Raw genomic sequence first — 15,990 nt, forward strand, 5'->3', positions numbered from 1 at the left:
CGCATGACCAACTTCGTTGTTGCCATCCCGGCCCGCTATGCCGCTTCGCGGCTGCCGGGCAAGCCGCTGCGCCTGCTGGGCGCAGAGCCCATGGTGCTGCATGTGGCGCGCCGCGCGCTGCAGGCCGGCGCAGGTGAGGTATGGGTCGCAACCGACGACCAGCGTATTGCCGACGCATTGTCCGGCCTGGGGGAAGTGAAGGTAGCAATGACCGCTGCCTCGCATGCCTCGGGCACCGATCGCCTGGCTGAGTGTGCGCGCATCGCTGGCTGGGCCGATGACACCGTGGTGGTCAACCTGCAGGGTGATGAACCGTTCGCGCCGGCTGCCGGCATCCGCGCCGTGGCCGAGGCACTGGTGGCGGGCAACGCCCCGATGTCGACCCTGGCCACGCCGGTCGAGGATGCACACACGCTTTTCGACCCGAATGTGGTCAAGCTGGTGCGCAACGTACGCAACGAGGCCCTGTACTTCAGCCGTGCGCCCATCGCCTGGCATCGCGATGGCTTTTCCCGCAGCCGCGACACCCTGCCCGAGGGCCATCAGTGGCTGCGCCACATCGGCATCTATGGCTACCGTGCCGGCTTCCTGCAGCAGTTCGCCTCGATGCCGCCGGGAATGTTGGAGCAGGTGGAATCGCTGGAGCAGCTGCGTGTGCTGGAAGCGGGCTTCCCGATCGCCGTGGCGATTTCGCCCGAACCCTTCCCGCCGGGCATCGACACCCCTGAAGACCTGCAGCGCGCCGAAATGCTGCTGCAGGCGATGGCGGTGCGATGAGGCTGCTGGTCGTCTGCCTGGGCAACATCTGCCGCTCGCCGATGGCCGAAGGCGCGCTGCGCGCCCGCCTGGAGGGCTCTGCGCTGGCCGGGCGGGTGCAGGTCGATTCGGCCGGTACCGGCGACTGGCACGTGGGCCAGCCACCCGACCGGCGTGCCATTGCATGTGCGGCGGGCCACGGTGTGGATCTTGGCGGCTTGCGCGCGCGGCAGCTGCAATCGCATGACTTCGACGCTTTCGACTGGATCCTGTGCGCCGACGAGGCCAACCTGCGTGATGCCGCACGCCTTGCCACTGCCACCCAGCGCGAGCGCCTGGCGCTGTACCTGCCGTGGTCGGGCGGGCAGGGCGAACGTGCGATTCCCGATCCCTATACCGGTGGCAGCGATCATTTCGAACAGGTCTGGTCGCTGGTCGACGCTGCCGCCGAACGCACTGTGGCACGCCTGTTGCATCACGCCGACTCCGGCATAATCGGGCCATGAACATCCAGCCCGTTCCGGACCTTCCCGAGTTCGCCGCCTGGCTCAATGCCGCGCCCTGTACCCTGACCGAACTGCGTGGCCGGCCGGTCGCGCTGTTGTTCGTCAACGCGGCTTCCGCATGGAGCGCGCAACGGCTGGCCGAGTTCAGCCAGTGGCTGTCACGCCACCCCGGCAAGCTGCAACCTCTGGTGCTGCAGGTGCCGCGCTTCGACTTCGAGCGTGATGCCACGGCTGCGCTGAAACTGCTGCGCCGCCAGGGCCTGACCATGCCGGTGCTGCTCGATGCCGACTGGGATGGCTGGCGCCGCTTCGGCGTCAGCGCCTGGCCGACCATGGTGCTGCTGGACGCCCAGGGCCGCGAACAGCAGCGCTTGATCGGCCAGGGCGTGCCCGGCGAGCTGGAGCGGGCCCTGAATGCCCTCTGCGAGGGCGCGCCGTCGGCCCCTTCGCGCGGCGGCAGTGAACTGCACCCCGAGCCGCGCCAGGCGCTGCGGTTCCCGATGGGTCTGGCGGTGAACCAGGAACGGTTGTACATCGCCGACAGCGGCCACCACCGCATCCTGGAATGCAGTCATGGCGGCCGGGTGCTGCGCCAGTTCGGTCTGGGGACCGCCGACTTCATGGACGGCAACCTCGCCGAAGCCGCTTTCCACAGGCCACAGGCGCTGGCGCTGGAGCGTGAGTCGCTGTACGTGGCCGACACCGGCAACCATGCCGTGCGCCGCATCAACCTGCTGACCGGCCTGGTCGATACGCTGTGTGGCAACGGCCGTGCGGGCGCCCCCGTGGAAGGGCCGGTGACGCAGCCACGGCAGGTGTCGCTGGATCATCCGGTTGGCCTGGCCATCGCCGAAAACCAGCTGCACATCGCCATGGCCGGCGACAACCGCATCTGGAGCTACCACCTCGGCCAGCGCAGCCTGCAGTGGCGCGCCGGCAGCGGCGCCATCGACGAGCGCGACGGCAGCGGCCATCTGGCGGCGTTCGCTCAGCCCACCGCCGTGGCCGTGGTCCAGCAGGTGCTGTACGTGGCCGATGCGCTGGGCTCTTCGATCCGTTCATTGCAGTTGCGCGGCGACCTGGTGCAGACCCTGGTCGGGCAGGGCACCTGGCGTTTCGGCGAGGACGATGGCCCGCGTGCGCAGGCCAGCCTGCAGTTTCCACAGGCGATCGCACTGAGCCCGGATGCCCCGTTGCTGTGGATCGCCGATACCGGCAATGGCCGCCTGCGCACGTTGCGCCTGGGCGGCGGCGAACTGACCACCCAGCCCTTGCCGCGGCGACTGCATGGCCCGGCCGGGCTGGCCGTCGGTGCCGGCGCGGTGTGGATCGCCGAAACCGATTCCCACGCCGTACTGCGCCTGGACCCTGACAGCGGCGTGCTCAGCGAAGTGCCGATCAGCGAATGACCGTTGTTCCTGTCCCGACCTTCGATGGCAAGGCATTCGCGGCCCAGCTGAGTACCGCCCCGGGCGTGTACCGCATGTACGCGGCCGACGACACACTGTTGTACGTCGGCAAGGCCCGCGCGCTGCGCAACCGCGTGGGCAGCTATTTCAACGGCAGTCCGAAGAACGCGCGCATCATGTCGATGCTCTCGCAGATCGTGCGCATGGATGTGACCGTAACGCGCTCGGAAGCCGAAGCGCTGCTGCTGGAAAACCAGCTGATCAAGTCGCTGTCGCCGCGCTACAACGTGTCCCTGCGCGACGACAAGACCTATCCGCATGTGCTGCTGACCCGCGAAGACTGGCCGCGCATCGCCCTGCATCGTGGCCCGCGTGCCATTCCCGGGCGCTATTTCGGGCCGTATCCCGGCGTCACCGCGGTGCGCGAGACGCTGAACCTGATGCACAAGCTGTTCAAGCTGCGCAGCTGCGAAGACAGCGTGTTCCGCAACCGTTCGCGGCCCTGCCTGCAGTATCAGATCGGACGCTGCAGCGCGCCGTGCGTGGAACTGGTGCCCGCATCGGACTACGCCGAGTCGGTGCGCCGCGCGGCGATGTTCCTGGAAGGCAAGAGCGATGAGCTGACCCGGGAGCTGGGCGAACAGATGCAGGCGGCCAGCGAAGCGCTGGAATTCGAGCAGGCCGCGCGCCTGCGCGATCTGATTACTTCATTGCGCAGCATGCAGACCCGCCAGTACGTGGACGGCCGCGCGGCCGACCTCGACGTGCTGGCGGTGGCCATGCAGGGCTCGCAGGCCTGCGTGATGCTGCTGGCCTTCCGCGATGGCCGCAACCTGGGCACCCGCCCGTTCTTTCCCCGCACCAATGGCGAGGAAAGCCCGGATGAAGTGCTGGCGGCCTTTGTCTCGCAGTACTACATCGAATTCGAGCCGCCGCGCGAGATCCTGCTCGACCGCGAAATTCCCGATGCCGATCTGATCGGTTCTGCACTGTCGGCCTCGGCCGAGCGCAAGGTGCAGTTGAAATGGAACGTCCGCGGCGAGCGCGCCGGCTACCTGGAACTGGCCAGCCGCAACGCACAGTTGACCCTGGCCACCGAGATCAACAGCCGCACCGCGCAGCACGCGCGCAGCGAAGCGCTGCGGGTGATGCTGGGGCTGGCCGAACCGGTGAAGCGGGTGGAGTGCTTCGACATCAGCCATACCATGGGCGAAGCCACCGTGGCCTCGTGCGTGGTGTTCGATGCGGCCGGTCCGGTGCGCGCGCAGTACCGCCGCTTCAACATCAGTGGCATCGAGCCGGGCGATGACTACGCCGCGATGCGCCAGGCGATCGACCGCCGCTTCCGCCGTGCAGTGGAAGAGCAGGGCGTGCTGCCGGATGTGCTGCTGATCGACGGTGGCGCCGGCCAGCTGGCACAGGCCCAGGCGGCGCTGGCCGATCTGGGCGTGGAAGACGTGCTGCTGGTGGGCGTGGCCAAAGGCGTGGAACGCCGTGCCGGCCACGAAGCGCTGGTGATGCCCGATGGCCGCGAACTGCGCCCGGGTGCGGCCGATCCCGCCCTGCAGTTCATCCAGCAGGTGCGCGATGAAGCACACCGCTTCGCCATCACTGGCCATCGCGGGCGCCGGCAGAAGGCCCGGATGACCAGCAAACTGGAAGACATCCCCGGCATCGGGCCGCGACGGCGCGCCAGCCTGCTGAAGCATTTTGGCGGTCTGGTCGGCCTGAAAGCAGCCGGAGAAGCGGAAATTGCCAAGGTGGAAGGCATCAATGACGCCCTCGCAGCGCGCATCTACGCTAACCTGCACGGGTTGGCCGCGCCGGATCCGGCCGAGTAGAGAGAGAATAAAGCCGCATGACGTTGACCCTGCCCACCTGGCTGACCCTGTTGCGGATCGTGATGATCCCGGTGCTGGTGCTGGTGTTCTACCTGCCCTACACCTGGACCAACTTCGCATCGGCGGCGATCTTCGGCCTGGCTGCGATCACCGACTGGCTCGATGGCTGGATCGCGCGGCGCTACGGCCTGGAATCGGCGTTCGGCGCCTTCCTGGACCCGGTCGCGGACAAGCTGATGGTGGCGGTGGCGCTGTTCCTGATCGTGCAGGGCCACCCGACGCCGTGGATGGCGTTCTGGGCGGCGGTGATCGTCGGCCGCGAGATTGCGGTGTCGGCGCTGCGCGAGTGGATGGCCGAACTCGGCCAGCGCGCCAAGGTGCGGGTGGCGATGATCGGCAAGGTCAAGACCACCGCGCAGATGGTCGCGCTGCTGTGCCTGCTGTATTCGGTGGCGCCGAACGTTCCGGTCGACGACATCTGGATGGGCCCGCCGGTATTCCATATCGGTGACTGGACCCTGGCCATTGCCGCCGTGCTGACCCTGTGGTCGGGCCTGCAGTACCTGCACGCCGCCTGGCCCAGCCTGCGTGACGACGAGCGCGCCGCGCGCGAGCGTGCGCGGCAGAAGAAGCTGGGCAACTGAGTACCGGGGTCGGATCCCTTTCCGCAGGAAAGGGCTCTGACCCCATCGCTGTCACCATCCACGCATGGCATGGATCTACTGGGCATGTGTTCTACGCGGGATACCTCATCCACGCATGGCGTGGATCTACGGGAATGTGGGTCTGCGGTAGATCCACGCCATGCGTGGATACGCAATGTCGGCCACTCCCGCAAATCCCTGAAAAAAAGCGCTTGACGCAATCCTTGGAACAGGTAAAATTTCGCCTCCCAAGCGGGAATAGCTCAGTTGGTAGAGCGCAACCTTGCCAAGGTTGAGGTCGCGAGTTCGAGTCTCGTTTCCCGCTCCAGATTCAAGAAAAGCGCTCCCGAAAGGGGGCGTTTTTCGTTTGGCCGGAGCGGCTTCATCCCCACTTCACCGCCACTCCATCGCCTCACCATCTGCCGATCCCACGCTGTACTCCCGGATCCAGCAAGGTGATGCCGCGATGCCTCACACTCCCCCTGCCAACGACTACGACGTGGTCATCGTCGGCGCCAGCTTTGGCGGTGCCGCCTGCGCACTCGCCGCCGCTCAGTACGGCCTGCGCGTCTGCGTGCTCGAGCGCAAGGCCGACCCTGGCGAACGCCTGCACACCACCGGTATCGTGGTGAAGGAGGCGATGGAACAGACCTGGCTGGGGCGCATGCCCGATCATCTCGTGCAACGCGTCGCACGCGTGCGCCTGTATGCGCCGAACCTGCACAACGTGCTGCTGACCGCACCGGGTTACTACTTCCTCACCACCGATACGCCGAACATGATGCGCTGGCTGGCCAGCGAACTGCGCGCCAGTGGCGTGGACCTACGGCTGCAGCAGTCGTTCACCGACGCCTGCCGCGACGGCGACGCGTGGCAGGTTGAAGGGGTGGGGCGCACGGCCTATCTGGTCGGCGCTGATGGCGCACGATCACGTGTTGCCCAGCGTACCGGCCTGGGTCAGGTGCGCGACAACCTGTATGGCGTCGAGCGCGAGTTTGCCGGCGTGCAGCTGCCGGAAGGCGATGCCTTGCACTGCTTTGTCAGCCGCCGGTTCGCACCCGGCTACATAGGCTGGGCCGCGCAGAACCCCACCGGCGTGCAGGTGGGATTGGCGCTGCGCCATGATCCCGCACATGCACGCCCGCCGGATATCGAGGGATTCCTTGAACACGTGCGCGACGTTGTGGGACTTCCGCACTCGGCCCAGGTTGCCGGCACCCGCGCGGGGCTGGTGCCCTGCGGGTTGCCGGATGGTCCGATCACCGCGCCGGGCGTGATCCTGACCGGTGATGCGGCAGGTGTCGTCTCGCCGCTGTCGGCCGGCGGCATCCACTCGTCATGGCGGCATGGCTGGGCGGTCGGTGATGCGATCGGGTTGCACCGGCGCGGCAAGGGGCCGGCCGCAGAGCAGGTGGCGCGTCAGGCCGCCCCCACCTTTCACCGCAAGCGCATGCTGCGCTGGGCAATGGACCACCTGCAGCGGGACTGGCCGGTCAATGCGCTGCTGCGCACCGGCCCGATGCGCGGGCTGGCCGAGCAGATCTACTTCCATCGGCGGGGCGTGCGGATGTGATCCTGAAGCTGAACGCTGCTTCATGAGAGGGCAGCAGAATCTTGTTGACGCCGTGCAGCAATCCCGACACAATAGCGCTCCTTCGACGCAGGTCGAACGGAATCTGCGGGAATAGCTCAGTTGGTAGAGCGCAACCTTGCCAAGGTTGAGGTCGCGAGTTCGAGTCTCGTTTCCCGCTCCAGATTCAGAAAAACGCTCCCGCAAGGGGGCGTTTTTCGTTTGCGCACCGGAAAGGGATTGTGATCGCTAGCGCGGGCTGCCTCGGCCCGCACCGCACCAGGTTCGCACGTCCGCACGATCGAAGCCGGCGCAGGCGTTCTTCCGCGTGATGTACAGATACGGGGCGTCGGCCCGGTAGGTGAAGTGGTAGTAGTAGTTCCGGTCCTGGCCGTACAACCAGTAGTTCGACGAGCCCTCGTTGATCACGTAGGGCTCGAAGGAAAAGATCGACGACTGCGCGGGAATGAAGTTGCTGCGGTCCATCAGCAGCATGGCCGCGTTCGACGCCAACGGAGTGGTCAGGCAGATCGCCGTTGTGGCCACGATGAGCACGGTCGCGAAGATGCCGAGCGTACGGCGAAGGGCGGATTTCAAGCGTATTGCCTGCCGGTGGAAGCGTTCAGGACAATGTGCCGCAGCGCCCGCGGACAGTCCAGCGTTCAGCTTGGCGGCGCCGATGAAAGGCTGTGGAAAGGCCGAGGGTTCGCAATGCATGCACCGCACACGCGCTGTAACGCACCTCCGACCGATTCTCCATGTCCACTCCACAATCGCGGCGTAGCCTCCTCGGCTTCTCTCTCCACGAAGGCGGGCGGGTGGCCAGTCGCATCACTTTCCCGGCAGCGTTCGCGCAACGGTATGCCGTCGTCCCACGCATCGTCCTGGGTACCGGGGCGCTGCTGACCAGCATGATGCTGGTGGGCTGCATGTCGGTGCCGGTTCCCGATCTGCCTGATCGCGTACCAGCAGTGTGGAGTCAGACCGCGGCAGGGCAGGGCGTAGCGGTCGACGCACGGCAGTGGTGGAAGGTGCTGGCCGATGCGCGCTTGAACGCGCTGGTGGACGAGGCCGTCGCCGGCAATCTGGAACTGCGCCAGGCCACCCTGCGGTTGCAGGCAGTATGCCTGCTGTCGGGCACCTCCGATGCGCGCTTCCGTCCGGAAGTCTCCGCCAGTGCCAAGCAGGTGCAGGACGCCGCCGCGGTCGACACCTATTTCCACGCAGGCGTCGAAGCGATCTGGGATCTTGGCCTGTTTGGCGCAGCGGAGAGTGCCCGTCTGAGCGCGCAGGCGGTCAACGGAAATGCCGAAGCACTGCGCGATGCGGCACAGGTGGCGGTCATCGCTGATGTGGTGCGCAGCTACCTGGATCTTTCCGTCGCGCAGGCGCAGGTGGATCTGCTGGGCAGGCAGCAGGCGGTTGACGCACGTGGCGAGCAACTGGGCCTGATGCGGCAGCGCCTGCACCTGGACGAGCCCGGTGAACTGGATCGCCTGCGCGCGCGGCGGGCGGCCACGCGCGCGGCCATTGCACAGGCGAATGAAAACGCGGGCAACGCCGCGCGCGCGTTGGCGCTGCTGCTGGGTCGCGATGGTCCGGATCCGGCCTGGAATGCCTACCGCACGCCACCGCAGTTGAGCGCCTTCGCCCTGCAGCAGGTACCCGCCGATCTGCTGCGCCATCGCCCGCAGATCCTGCTGGCCGAGGCTGATGTGCTGCAGGCTGCTGCCGAAAAGGGCAGTGCGCGCGCGTCGATGTTTCCGAAACTGAGCCTGGGCGGTTCCATCCTGTACGCCTACAACCTGACCCAGAACGCTCGCTCCAATTCCGATTCCAGCCCATCGATTGGTCCCTACATCGATATCCCTCTGTGGGATTGGGGCCAACGTCACGCGCGCTATCGATCCGACGACAAGCAGCTGGATGCAGCCTTGCTGGGGTATCGCAAGGCAGTGCTGCAGGGCGTGGCGGAAGTGGAGGGTGCACTGGGCAACCTGGCCCGCCAGGACAGCAGCATCCAGTCGTTGCAGGTGGCCGACGAAGCTGCCCGGCAGCAGGTCGTACGACAGGCCCGGCAGGTGCAGCTTGGTCTTTCCAGTGAGTTCGACGGGCTGGAAACCCAGCGTGCCGCGCTGTCCGCGCAGGCCGACCTGATCGGCGCGCAGGGTGCTCGCGTAGTTGCATTCGCGTCGCTCTATCGCGCAGTGGGCGGCGCCCCCTTGCCGGCCGAGCCTGAAGGCGACGCGCAATGATCGCGCTTGCCCGCAAGACCCTGGTTTACGAGTGGCGCCGTTTCTTGCCGGTAGTGCTGGCCATGTGTTTCGCCGGCGTGCTGCTGATCGTGCAGGCGGCGCTGGTGCTGGGCATCTTCGGCACCGCCGCGATCTACGTGAAGGCGTCCAGCGCCGATGTCTGGGCGGGCTTTGCCGGCACGCAGAGCGTGAACTACGGTCATGCGATCAGTGCGGATGTAGAGAATCGCCTGCGGATGGACCCGGATGTCACCCGCGTCGAACCCTACGAGTGGGTCGATGGCGAGTGGCGCTCCAGCGCACAGGGTGCCGGCAACGTGTCGGTGTATCTGTCCGGCATCTCCACGGCAGGCAACGCGATGATGTTCTCGCGCATCCTGTCGCCCGATCTGCGTGCCCGGTTGCGCGAACCCGGTGCGGTGATCGTCGACAGCGCGGACCTGGATACGCTGGGCGTCGATCTGCACCGCAACCGCGCGTGGATCAATGGCAGGGCCGTGCGTGTGGTTGCAGCGCAACCCGGCCTGCGTGGCCTTGGCGGCGTCAACGTGCTGGCGTCTTTGGATACCGCGCGTGCCATCGCCGGAACCGATCCGCATGAAGGCAGCACCTATTTCGTGGCGGGCACGCGCTCACCGGAGCTGGCCGCGCGCGTGCGCGATCGCCTCAGTGCATCGACGGGCCGCGCCACGCCCGTCGAGTTCTGGACAGCGCCGGAGTTCGCCAGTCGTTCGCAGCAATACTGGCTGCTCGATACCGGCGCCGGCATCGCAGTGCTGTTCATGGCGGTCATTGTCTGCTTCGTCGGCGCGGTGATCACCAACCAGTCGTTTGCCGCGGTGGTGGCCGGGTCGGTTCGCGAGTACGCCACCCTCAATGCGCTCGGCGCAGGCCGCTACGCGCTGGCCCGTGTGGTGTTCGAACAGGCCGTGCTGATCGGTGGTGTCGGCATGCTGCTGGCCGCAGCCTTCAGCACGGTGGTGCTGCTGGCCGCGCAGACCCAGCGCGTACCGGTACAGCTGACGCCGACGGTGGTTCTTGGCTGCGTGGCGCTGGTCGCGGTGATGGCCATGCTGTCGAGCATCATGGCGGTGCGCAGCGTCGTCCGTTCCGATCCATCGCTGCTGTTGCGTTGAGGGGCCACCGATGACGAATGCTCCCATCGCGATCCCGTCCCTGCGTGCCGACGCGCTCGAAAAGGGCTTCGCGTCCGGCGATGTGCATGTGCCCGTGCTGCGTGGCCTGTCGCTGGACATCTATCCCGGCGAATTGACCCTGGTATCGGGCCCCTCGGGCTGCGGCAAGAGCACGCTGCTGTCGCTGATGTCCGGGCTCTCAACGCCTGATGGCGGTCGCGTGCATGCGCTTGGCCAGGACGTCAGCCACATGACCCGCAGCGACGTGGAGCGTTTCCGTCTGCACCACGTCGGTTTCGTGTTCCAGGGCTTCAATCTGTTCCCGGCGCTGACGGCGCTGGAGCAGGTGCAGCTGCCGTTGGGCTATCGCGGCATGCGCAACCGCGACAGCGAGCCGTTGGCGCGGCAGGCGCTGGACGAGGTCGGCCTTTCGCACCGCAGCCACATGCGCCCGGCACAGCTGTCCGGCGGCGAGAAGCAGCGCGTAGCCGTCGCCCGTGCGTTCGCCAAGTCACCCACGCTGATCTTCGCCGACGAACCCACCAGCGCACTGGACGCCGAGAACGGCCAGCGCGTGATCGACATCCTGCACCGCTATGCACGCGCGCATCAGGCCACGGTGTTGTGTGTAAGCCACGATCCACGCCTGATCCGCCATGCGGATCGGGTGATCGCCATGGAAGACGGCACGGTCCGCGATGACCGCCGCCAGAACGAAACCGTAGAGCCCAGCCCATGACCAGAATGCCGCCGTTGTTCTCCCTCAGCTTCTCCTTGGGCGCGGCATTGCTGCTGGGTGCCTGCAGCAAGGATGCACCCGTACCCGCGCAGCCGACCGCTGCCATGTCCGCCAGCGCGGACAACGTCGCCGTCGCCCGCGGCATCATCGATGTGGAAGGCGGGCTGATTGCACTGGTACCAGCGATGGAGGGTTCGGTCAGCAGCACGCCGGTGAAGGAAGGGGCGGTGGTGCGCAAGGGCGATGTCCTGCTCACCCTGGATGGCGCACTGCTTGAACAGGAGGTGGGCATGGCCAATGCCGATCTCGCGCTGGCCATCGACCGGCTGAAGGGCAGCCAGGCGCAACTGCGCGAACTGGAGCGCAACGCCGCCCGCCTGGTCACCGGCGCCAGCGAAGGCGTGTCGTCCAGCCAGCAGGCCGACGCAGCCAGGCAGCAGCTGGCCGGCGTTCGCGCCGATGTGGATGTGGCCGGAGCGCAGGTCGACATGGCCCTGCACAAGCTGGAGCACGCCAGGCTGAAGCTGCGACAGATGTCGCTGACCGCACCGGACGCCGGCACCGTGGTCGGCCAGGTGCCGGGCGTGGGTGCGTTCGTGCAGGCCGGCAAGCCGGCGATGTCACTGTTGCCGGCGCGACCGTTGCAGGTGCGTGCCGAGCTGAGTGCGGCCTACGCCGATGCCGTGCAGGTTGGCATGCGCGCGACGGTGGTGATCGATAGCGATGGCGCAGAGGGCAAGCCACTGCCGGTGGCACGTGTGGTCCGCATCAGCCCGGTGTTCGCGCAGGCACGGTTGCCCGAAGACGCAGGGCGCGGCGTGGCCAAGGTGGTGGAGTGCGTGCTGGAGTTCGACAGCGCCGCCAAGGCGCGCGTCGGCCAGCATGTGCGGGTGGAGTTCCACAGGTAGGGGCGTGCTTCGCTAGGCGCGCGCGCGTCGGGTCTGTTTCCCGGTCAACGCCCGCCACGCACTGGCCAGCGACACCACGCACAGCGCCAGCAGCACAGCCAGGTCGAGCAGCAGCAGGCACAGCAGATGCATGCCCTGCACCGGCGCCTGGTGCAGGGCAGCGGCCAGCCACGGGAACGACCAGGCCAGCAGCAGCATCAGGGCGATCAGCAGCCGCAACCACACGCGCCCTGGTTTCCAGGGACGCACAATCAGCACGGTGACCAACAGTTCCGCTCCGGCCAGTACAGCGAACTGGATGACCGCGCCGGTGGGGTAGGGCAGGGTTGCGCCTTCGAAGTGGCGCAGCATCCAATAGTCCGGGGTGAAGCCCGCATTGATCAGTGCAGCAATCACCGCAAGCCAGGCCAGGGCGACAAGGCTCCAGCACAGGCGGGCGAAACGAGGTCTCGTGGGCGGGTTCATCGGTGCTGCGGACTGTTGACGGCGTGAAGGAATTTGGACACAATAGCGCTCCTTCGACGCAGGTCGGAGAATCTGCGGGAATAGCTCAGTTGGTAGAGCGCAACCTTGCCAAGGTTGAGGTCGCGAGTTCGAGTCTCGTTTCCCGCTCCAGATAGCACAGGGCCCCGGTTGGGGCCTTGTTTTTCTCCCGCCAGGGCAAGGCGGGGCACGTTGAGCCACAAGGCTCTTCGCGCAGTCAGAAAAGTGAAAACTGTTGTGAAATGGCTGGTGTGTGTCCCGGGCTTCCGGTACCATACGGCTTATGCGGGAATAGCTCAGTTGGTAGAGCGCAACCTTGCCAAGGTTGAGGTCGCGAGTTCGAGTCTCGTTTCCCGCTCCATGTTCCGACAGGCCCCATCGCGGGGTTTTGTCATGTCAGGGGCGTCGTTCCTGATCGCAGTACGTTGGCCTCATGGCAGAGTGGCTATGCACCGGATTGCAAATCCGTTTACAGCGGTTCGATTCCGCTTGAGGCCTCCAATTGAAAAGCCCTGACTCCGGTCAGGGCTTTTTCTTTGCGCGTCCCCCTGGCGCCAGCAGGGGTACCAAACTGCACATGCGACCCGGCGGGACCGGCTGCTAACGTCGCCGCACTCCTCTTCAGCGGTGGTGACTGCAGTGCGGAACCTGGCAATCCAGCAAGCGGTATACGTTCCCCTCGGTGCCATGCTGGCGCTGATCGCTTTCGCATTCACCGTGCCCGGCTACCACCCGCTCTCCCAGCATCTCAGCGAGCTGGGCCTGATGCCGGGGCTGCCAGCCAAGGCGGTGCAGGTCGGCGCGGTGGTCAGTGGCTCGGCCATCATCGTCTTCAGCCTTGCGTTGCTGGCGCAAAGCCGCCGTTTCGCGCTCACGGTGCTCACCTCCACCCTGTTCGGGGTGTCCATGGTCAGCAATGGCGTCTTCACCACGGGCAGCCCGCTGCATGGCCTCTATGGCATCGGCATCTTCTCGATCCTGACCCCGCTGCTGTTCCTGGCCGAGCTGGGCCCTGCTGCGTCGACGCGGATGGCCTGGATTGCGCGTGCCATCTCGCTGCTGGGGATGGCCTATCTGTGGCTGATGCTTTCCGGCTTCGACCCGGAGCCTTATCGCGGCCTCACCCAGCGCATCGCGGTGCTGCCGGCGTTCGGCTGGTACACCTTCGCCGCGCTGGAGCTGCGGACACGCCCCGCTGGCACCTGAATTGCCCTTGCCCGCTACAATCACCGCATGAGCGCGATCGATCATTTCCGCGGCGGGCTGCTCGGGCTGGCGTGCGGCGACGCTGTCGGCACTACCGTCGAGTTCCAGCCACGCGGCAGCTTTGCCCCACTCACCGACATGGTGGGGGGCGGCCCCTTCAAACTGCAGGCAGGGCAGTGGACCGACGACACTTCGATGGCGATGTGTCTGGCCGAGAGTCTGGTGCGCTGCGAGGGGTTCGATGCACGCGACCAGATGACCCGCTACGCCAATTGGTACCGGCACGGCTACTGGAGCGCGACTGGCGAATGCTTCGACATCGGCATGGCCACGCGTGCTGCGATCGAACGGTTCCTGGCGAGCGGTGAGCCGCTCGCGGGCAACGACGATCCGCGCAGTGCAGGCAACGGTTCGATCATGCGCCTGGCCCCTGTGGTACTGCGCTACGCCGGGCTTCGGGAGCTTCCGGTCATGGCCGAGCAGAGTTCGCGCACCACCCATGCCGCGCAAGAGTGCCTGGATGCCTGCCGACTGCTGGCTGTTGCAATGGAGCGTGCACTGGCGGGCTTGCCGAAGCAGAAGGTACTGGCCCTGCATGATGTTCCCCTGCAGGGTGAGCGCCTCCAGTCCATTGCAGCGGGGGCCCACCAGAACACCACGCGCGATCGGATCCGCGGTAGCGGATACGTGGTCGACAGCCTGGAAGCGGCGCTCTGGTGCTTTCACCGCCATGAGACGTTTGCCGACGCAGTGCTGGAGGCTGCCAACCTGGGCGACGACGCGGATACGACCGCGGCGATCGTCGGCCAGTTGGCCGGTGCGTTCCATGGCGCGGCCGGTATTCCACAGCTCTGGCTGCAACGTCTGGCCCTGCGCGAGGCCATCGAAGATCTGGCCGATCGGTTGCATGCACGCAATGAGGCTGCGCGGGGCGGTCGCTGACCGGCGTGCTGACTGAAACGCTTCTGATTGCCGTGCTCACACCTGCGACGAGGCAGGTTCTGCGGCGCGGAAATTGCGCGCCACCGGCGTGGTGGTGCCCACATAGTGGCGGAACAGGTAGATCAACGGTGCCCAGCGCTGCACGTCGATGTGCTGGGTACCGGCAACGGTGATCGCCTCGTGCGCATGCACCCGGCAGATCCGTCCTTCGACGATCATGAAGCCCTGATCCTGCGTTCCGCTGGGCCGGTGCGAGGCGAGCAGCGCTACCTCCACCTGCAGCGGGCATTCGGCAATCGCCGGCGGTGCCACCTGCACCGAGTCGACGCGGCTGAAGCCACCCAATGCGAACTTGTCAGGCACATGCACGTAACCCATGGCGCGCTTCGACTCCGGCACCGGGGTACGAGCGGTGGCGCGGGCGATGGCCTCGACCTGCGCCGCCTGCGTGGCACCTGCGAAGTTCAGTACGCATTCGCCGCGTGCCAGAAGATTGCTGCAGCCCTGGCCCTGTTCGCCGATGCCGAGCACCACGCGGTCGCCCAGCGCCCAGAATGACGAAAGCGGGCTGATGTTCGCACTGCCGTCTTCATTCAACGTGGTCATCAGCACCACCGGTGTTCCCGGGTAGAGCACGGAGGGGGTGATGCAGCGGCGTTGGAAGTCTTGCGGTGGCATGCCTGGGCTCGTGGCGTTCGGGCGATGACTGTGCCCTGGGCAGGGGCGCGCATGCTTCGATCCGGGTCGAACGATGCGCGGAAAGCGGCATGCCACAATGCGGCCATGGTCCAGACGTCCCGCTCTTTCATCCATGTCGGCACGCTGGTCGGTGACCATGCACGCGCGGCCATGCTGTTGACGTTGATGGATGGCCGGGCGCACACGGCGTCCGAGCTGGCCGGCGTGGCTGGCATCTCGCCGCAGACGGCAAGCAGTCATCTACGGCGGTTGCTCGATGGCGGCATCCTGGCCGTGGCGGTGCAGGGACGCCACCGCTATCACCGGCTCGCCTCGACCGAGGTCGCCGACATGCTGGAGGGCATCCTGCGTTTCAGCGATCAACGGCCACCGCTTTCTCCACGAGCGGTACGAGTTGATGCCGGCTTCCGCCGGGCGCGCACCTGCTACCGGCACCTGGCGGGCGAATACGCCGTTGCCATCTGTGACCACCTGCTGACCATCGGGGCGATCTTCACGGCTGCAGACCATTGGCAGATGACGTCCCATGGCGCCGCCATCCTGAGCGCCGTGGGTCAGCCGCTGGAAGCGTTGATCGCGCGATCGCCACAGGTGACGCCCGCGCGATACTGCCGCGGCTGCCTGGACTGCACCGAGCGGCGCCCGCACATGGCCGGCATGGTGGGTGAAGCACTGCTGGAGAGTTTCCTGCAGAACCACTGGCTGCGTCGCCTCGCGGGGCGGCGCGACCTGCAGGTCACCCCTGCGGGGCAGGAGGCATTCCGCAGGCTGTTCGACGTACGCGCCTGAGGCCCGCCGCGCGCCGCCGGCAGTCTCAGCCGGCCACGACATTGCGACGGGGTATGGTCGGAGTCCTGGTCTTCGGGAGCAGCAATGGCAGGCAAGGACATGAGGGG

At 66.7% G+C, this 15,990-nt stretch carries 16 protein-coding genes and 5 tRNA genes; 18 read left to right on the forward strand and 3 right to left on the reverse strand.

Features of this window, described 5'->3' with window-relative positions:
- Positions 1-3: 3 nt before the first annotated feature.
- From kdsB to LMF57_RS07185, 8 genes are all read left to right on the forward strand, one after another.
- Positions 4-777, forward strand: coding sequence for a 3-deoxy-manno-octulosonate cytidylyltransferase (kdsB, locus tag LMF57_RS07150; RefSeq protein ID WP_229291147.1), 774 nt, complete (start codon positions 4-6; stop codon positions 775-777).
- Complete coding sequence (locus LMF57_RS07155) at positions 774-1,262, forward strand: low molecular weight protein-tyrosine-phosphatase (RefSeq protein WP_117309990.1); 489 nt, start codon at positions 774-776, stop codon at positions 1,260-1,262. Before kdsB ends, LMF57_RS07155 begins: the two co-directional genes overlap by 4 nt.
- On the forward strand, positions 1,259-2,671 hold the full coding sequence (locus LMF57_RS07160; RefSeq protein WP_117309991.1) for a hypothetical protein: 1,413 nt from the start codon (positions 1,259-1,261) through the stop codon (positions 2,669-2,671). The genes LMF57_RS07155 and LMF57_RS07160 overlap by 4 nt, the downstream gene beginning before the upstream one ends.
- On the forward strand, positions 2,668-4,512 hold the full coding sequence (gene uvrC, locus LMF57_RS07165; protein WP_117309992.1) for an excinuclease ABC subunit UvrC: 1,845 nt from the start codon (positions 2,668-2,670) through the stop codon (positions 4,510-4,512). Before LMF57_RS07160 ends, uvrC begins: the two co-directional genes overlap by 4 nt.
- A gap of 17 nt (positions 4,513-4,529) precedes the next feature.
- Positions 4,530-5,156, forward strand: coding sequence for a CDP-diacylglycerol--glycerol-3-phosphate 3-phosphatidyltransferase (pgsA, locus tag LMF57_RS07170; protein WP_093817847.1), 627 nt, complete (start codon positions 4,530-4,532; stop codon positions 5,154-5,156).
- 252 nt (positions 5,157-5,408) lie between these two features.
- A tRNA-Gly gene (locus LMF57_RS07175) sits at positions 5,409-5,484 on the forward strand.
- 138 nt (positions 5,485-5,622) lie between these two features.
- A complete protein-coding gene (locus LMF57_RS07180; RefSeq protein WP_229291148.1) occupies positions 5,623-6,729 on the forward strand; it encodes an NAD(P)/FAD-dependent oxidoreductase in 1,107 nt (368 codons plus the stop codon).
- Positions 6,730-6,834: 105 nt separating this feature from the next.
- Positions 6,835-6,910, forward strand: a tRNA-Gly gene (locus LMF57_RS07185).
- 65 nt (positions 6,911-6,975) lie between these two features.
- Here LMF57_RS07185 and LMF57_RS07190 read toward each other — a convergent pair.
- Positions 6,976-7,323: a hypothetical protein gene (locus tag LMF57_RS07190; protein WP_229291149.1), complete on the reverse strand. Its 348-nt coding sequence runs from the start codon at positions 7,321-7,323 to the stop codon at positions 6,976-6,978.
- Positions 7,324-7,637: 314 nt separating this feature from the next.
- Between LMF57_RS07190 and LMF57_RS07195 the strand changes: the two genes are divergently transcribed.
- From LMF57_RS07195 to LMF57_RS07210, 4 genes are read left to right on the forward strand one after another with little or no spacing between them, the layout of a single operon-like run.
- Complete coding sequence (locus tag LMF57_RS07195) at positions 7,638-8,981, forward strand: TolC family protein (protein WP_229291370.1); 1,344 nt, start codon at positions 7,638-7,640, stop codon at positions 8,979-8,981.
- Positions 8,978-10,117 carry an ABC transporter permease gene (locus LMF57_RS07200; RefSeq protein WP_208082018.1) on the forward strand — a complete coding sequence of 380 codons (1,140 nt, stop codon included), beginning with the start codon at positions 8,978-8,980 and terminating at the stop codon, positions 10,115-10,117. The genes LMF57_RS07195 and LMF57_RS07200 overlap by 4 nt, the downstream gene beginning before the upstream one ends.
- A 10-nt stretch (positions 10,118-10,127) precedes the next feature.
- Positions 10,128-10,856 (forward strand): ABC transporter ATP-binding protein, encoded by a 729-nt coding sequence (locus tag LMF57_RS07205; RefSeq protein WP_208082017.1) that lies wholly within the window; start codon positions 10,128-10,130, stop codon positions 10,854-10,856.
- Complete coding sequence (locus tag LMF57_RS07210) at positions 10,853-11,764, forward strand: HlyD family efflux transporter periplasmic adaptor subunit (RefSeq protein WP_208082016.1); 912 nt, start codon at positions 10,853-10,855, stop codon at positions 11,762-11,764. The genes LMF57_RS07205 and LMF57_RS07210 overlap by 4 nt, the downstream gene beginning before the upstream one ends.
- A 12-nt stretch (positions 11,765-11,776) precedes the next feature.
- Here LMF57_RS07210 and LMF57_RS07215 read toward each other — a convergent pair whose 3' ends face one another.
- Entirely contained in the window at positions 11,777-12,229 is a 453-nt protein-coding gene (locus LMF57_RS07215; protein ID WP_208082015.1) for a hypothetical protein, read from the reverse strand.
- A 74-nt stretch (positions 12,230-12,303) separates the two neighbouring features.
- On the opposite strand from LMF57_RS07215, the gene LMF57_RS07220 reads away from it, so the two are divergent.
- The 5 genes from LMF57_RS07220 to LMF57_RS07240 all read left to right on the forward strand — a co-directional run bounded on the left by LMF57_RS07220 (position 12,304) and on the right by LMF57_RS07240 (position 14,395).
- Positions 12,304-12,379: transfer RNA gene (locus LMF57_RS07220), tRNA-Gly, on the forward strand.
- 153 nt (positions 12,380-12,532) lie between these two features.
- Positions 12,533-12,608, forward strand: a tRNA-Gly gene (locus LMF57_RS07225).
- A gap of 66 nt (positions 12,609-12,674) precedes the next feature.
- A tRNA-Cys gene (locus tag LMF57_RS07230) sits at positions 12,675-12,748 on the forward strand.
- Positions 12,749-12,934: 186 nt separating this feature from the next.
- On the forward strand, positions 12,935-13,453 hold the full coding sequence (locus LMF57_RS07235; protein ID WP_208082006.1) for a DUF998 domain-containing protein: 519 nt from the start codon (positions 12,935-12,937) through the stop codon (positions 13,451-13,453).
- Positions 13,454-13,480: 27 nt separating this feature from the next.
- Positions 13,481-14,395: an ADP-ribosylglycohydrolase family protein gene (locus LMF57_RS07240; RefSeq protein WP_208082005.1), complete on the forward strand. Its 915-nt coding sequence runs from the start codon at positions 13,481-13,483 to the stop codon at positions 14,393-14,395.
- Between the two features lie 36 nt (positions 14,396-14,431).
- Here LMF57_RS07240 and LMF57_RS07245 read toward each other — a convergent pair whose 3' ends face one another.
- Positions 14,432-15,073 carry a flavin reductase gene (locus tag LMF57_RS07245; RefSeq protein WP_229291150.1) on the reverse strand — a complete coding sequence of 214 codons (642 nt, stop codon included), beginning with the start codon at positions 15,071-15,073 and terminating at the stop codon, positions 14,432-14,434.
- 24 nt (positions 15,074-15,097) lie between these two features.
- Between LMF57_RS07245 and LMF57_RS07250 the strand changes: the two genes are divergently transcribed.
- The gene (locus LMF57_RS07250; protein WP_229291151.1) at positions 15,098-15,883 is read left to right on the forward strand and encodes a winged helix-turn-helix domain-containing protein; all 786 of its coding nucleotides are present in this window, start codon (positions 15,098-15,100) and stop codon (positions 15,881-15,883) included.
- The last annotated feature ends 107 nt before the right edge of the window (positions 15,884-15,990 follow it).

The organism is Stenotrophomonas sp. SI-NJAU-1 (assembly GCF_020883215.1).
Lineage (GTDB): Bacteria > Pseudomonadota > Gammaproteobacteria > Xanthomonadales > Xanthomonadaceae > Stenotrophomonas > Stenotrophomonas indicatrix.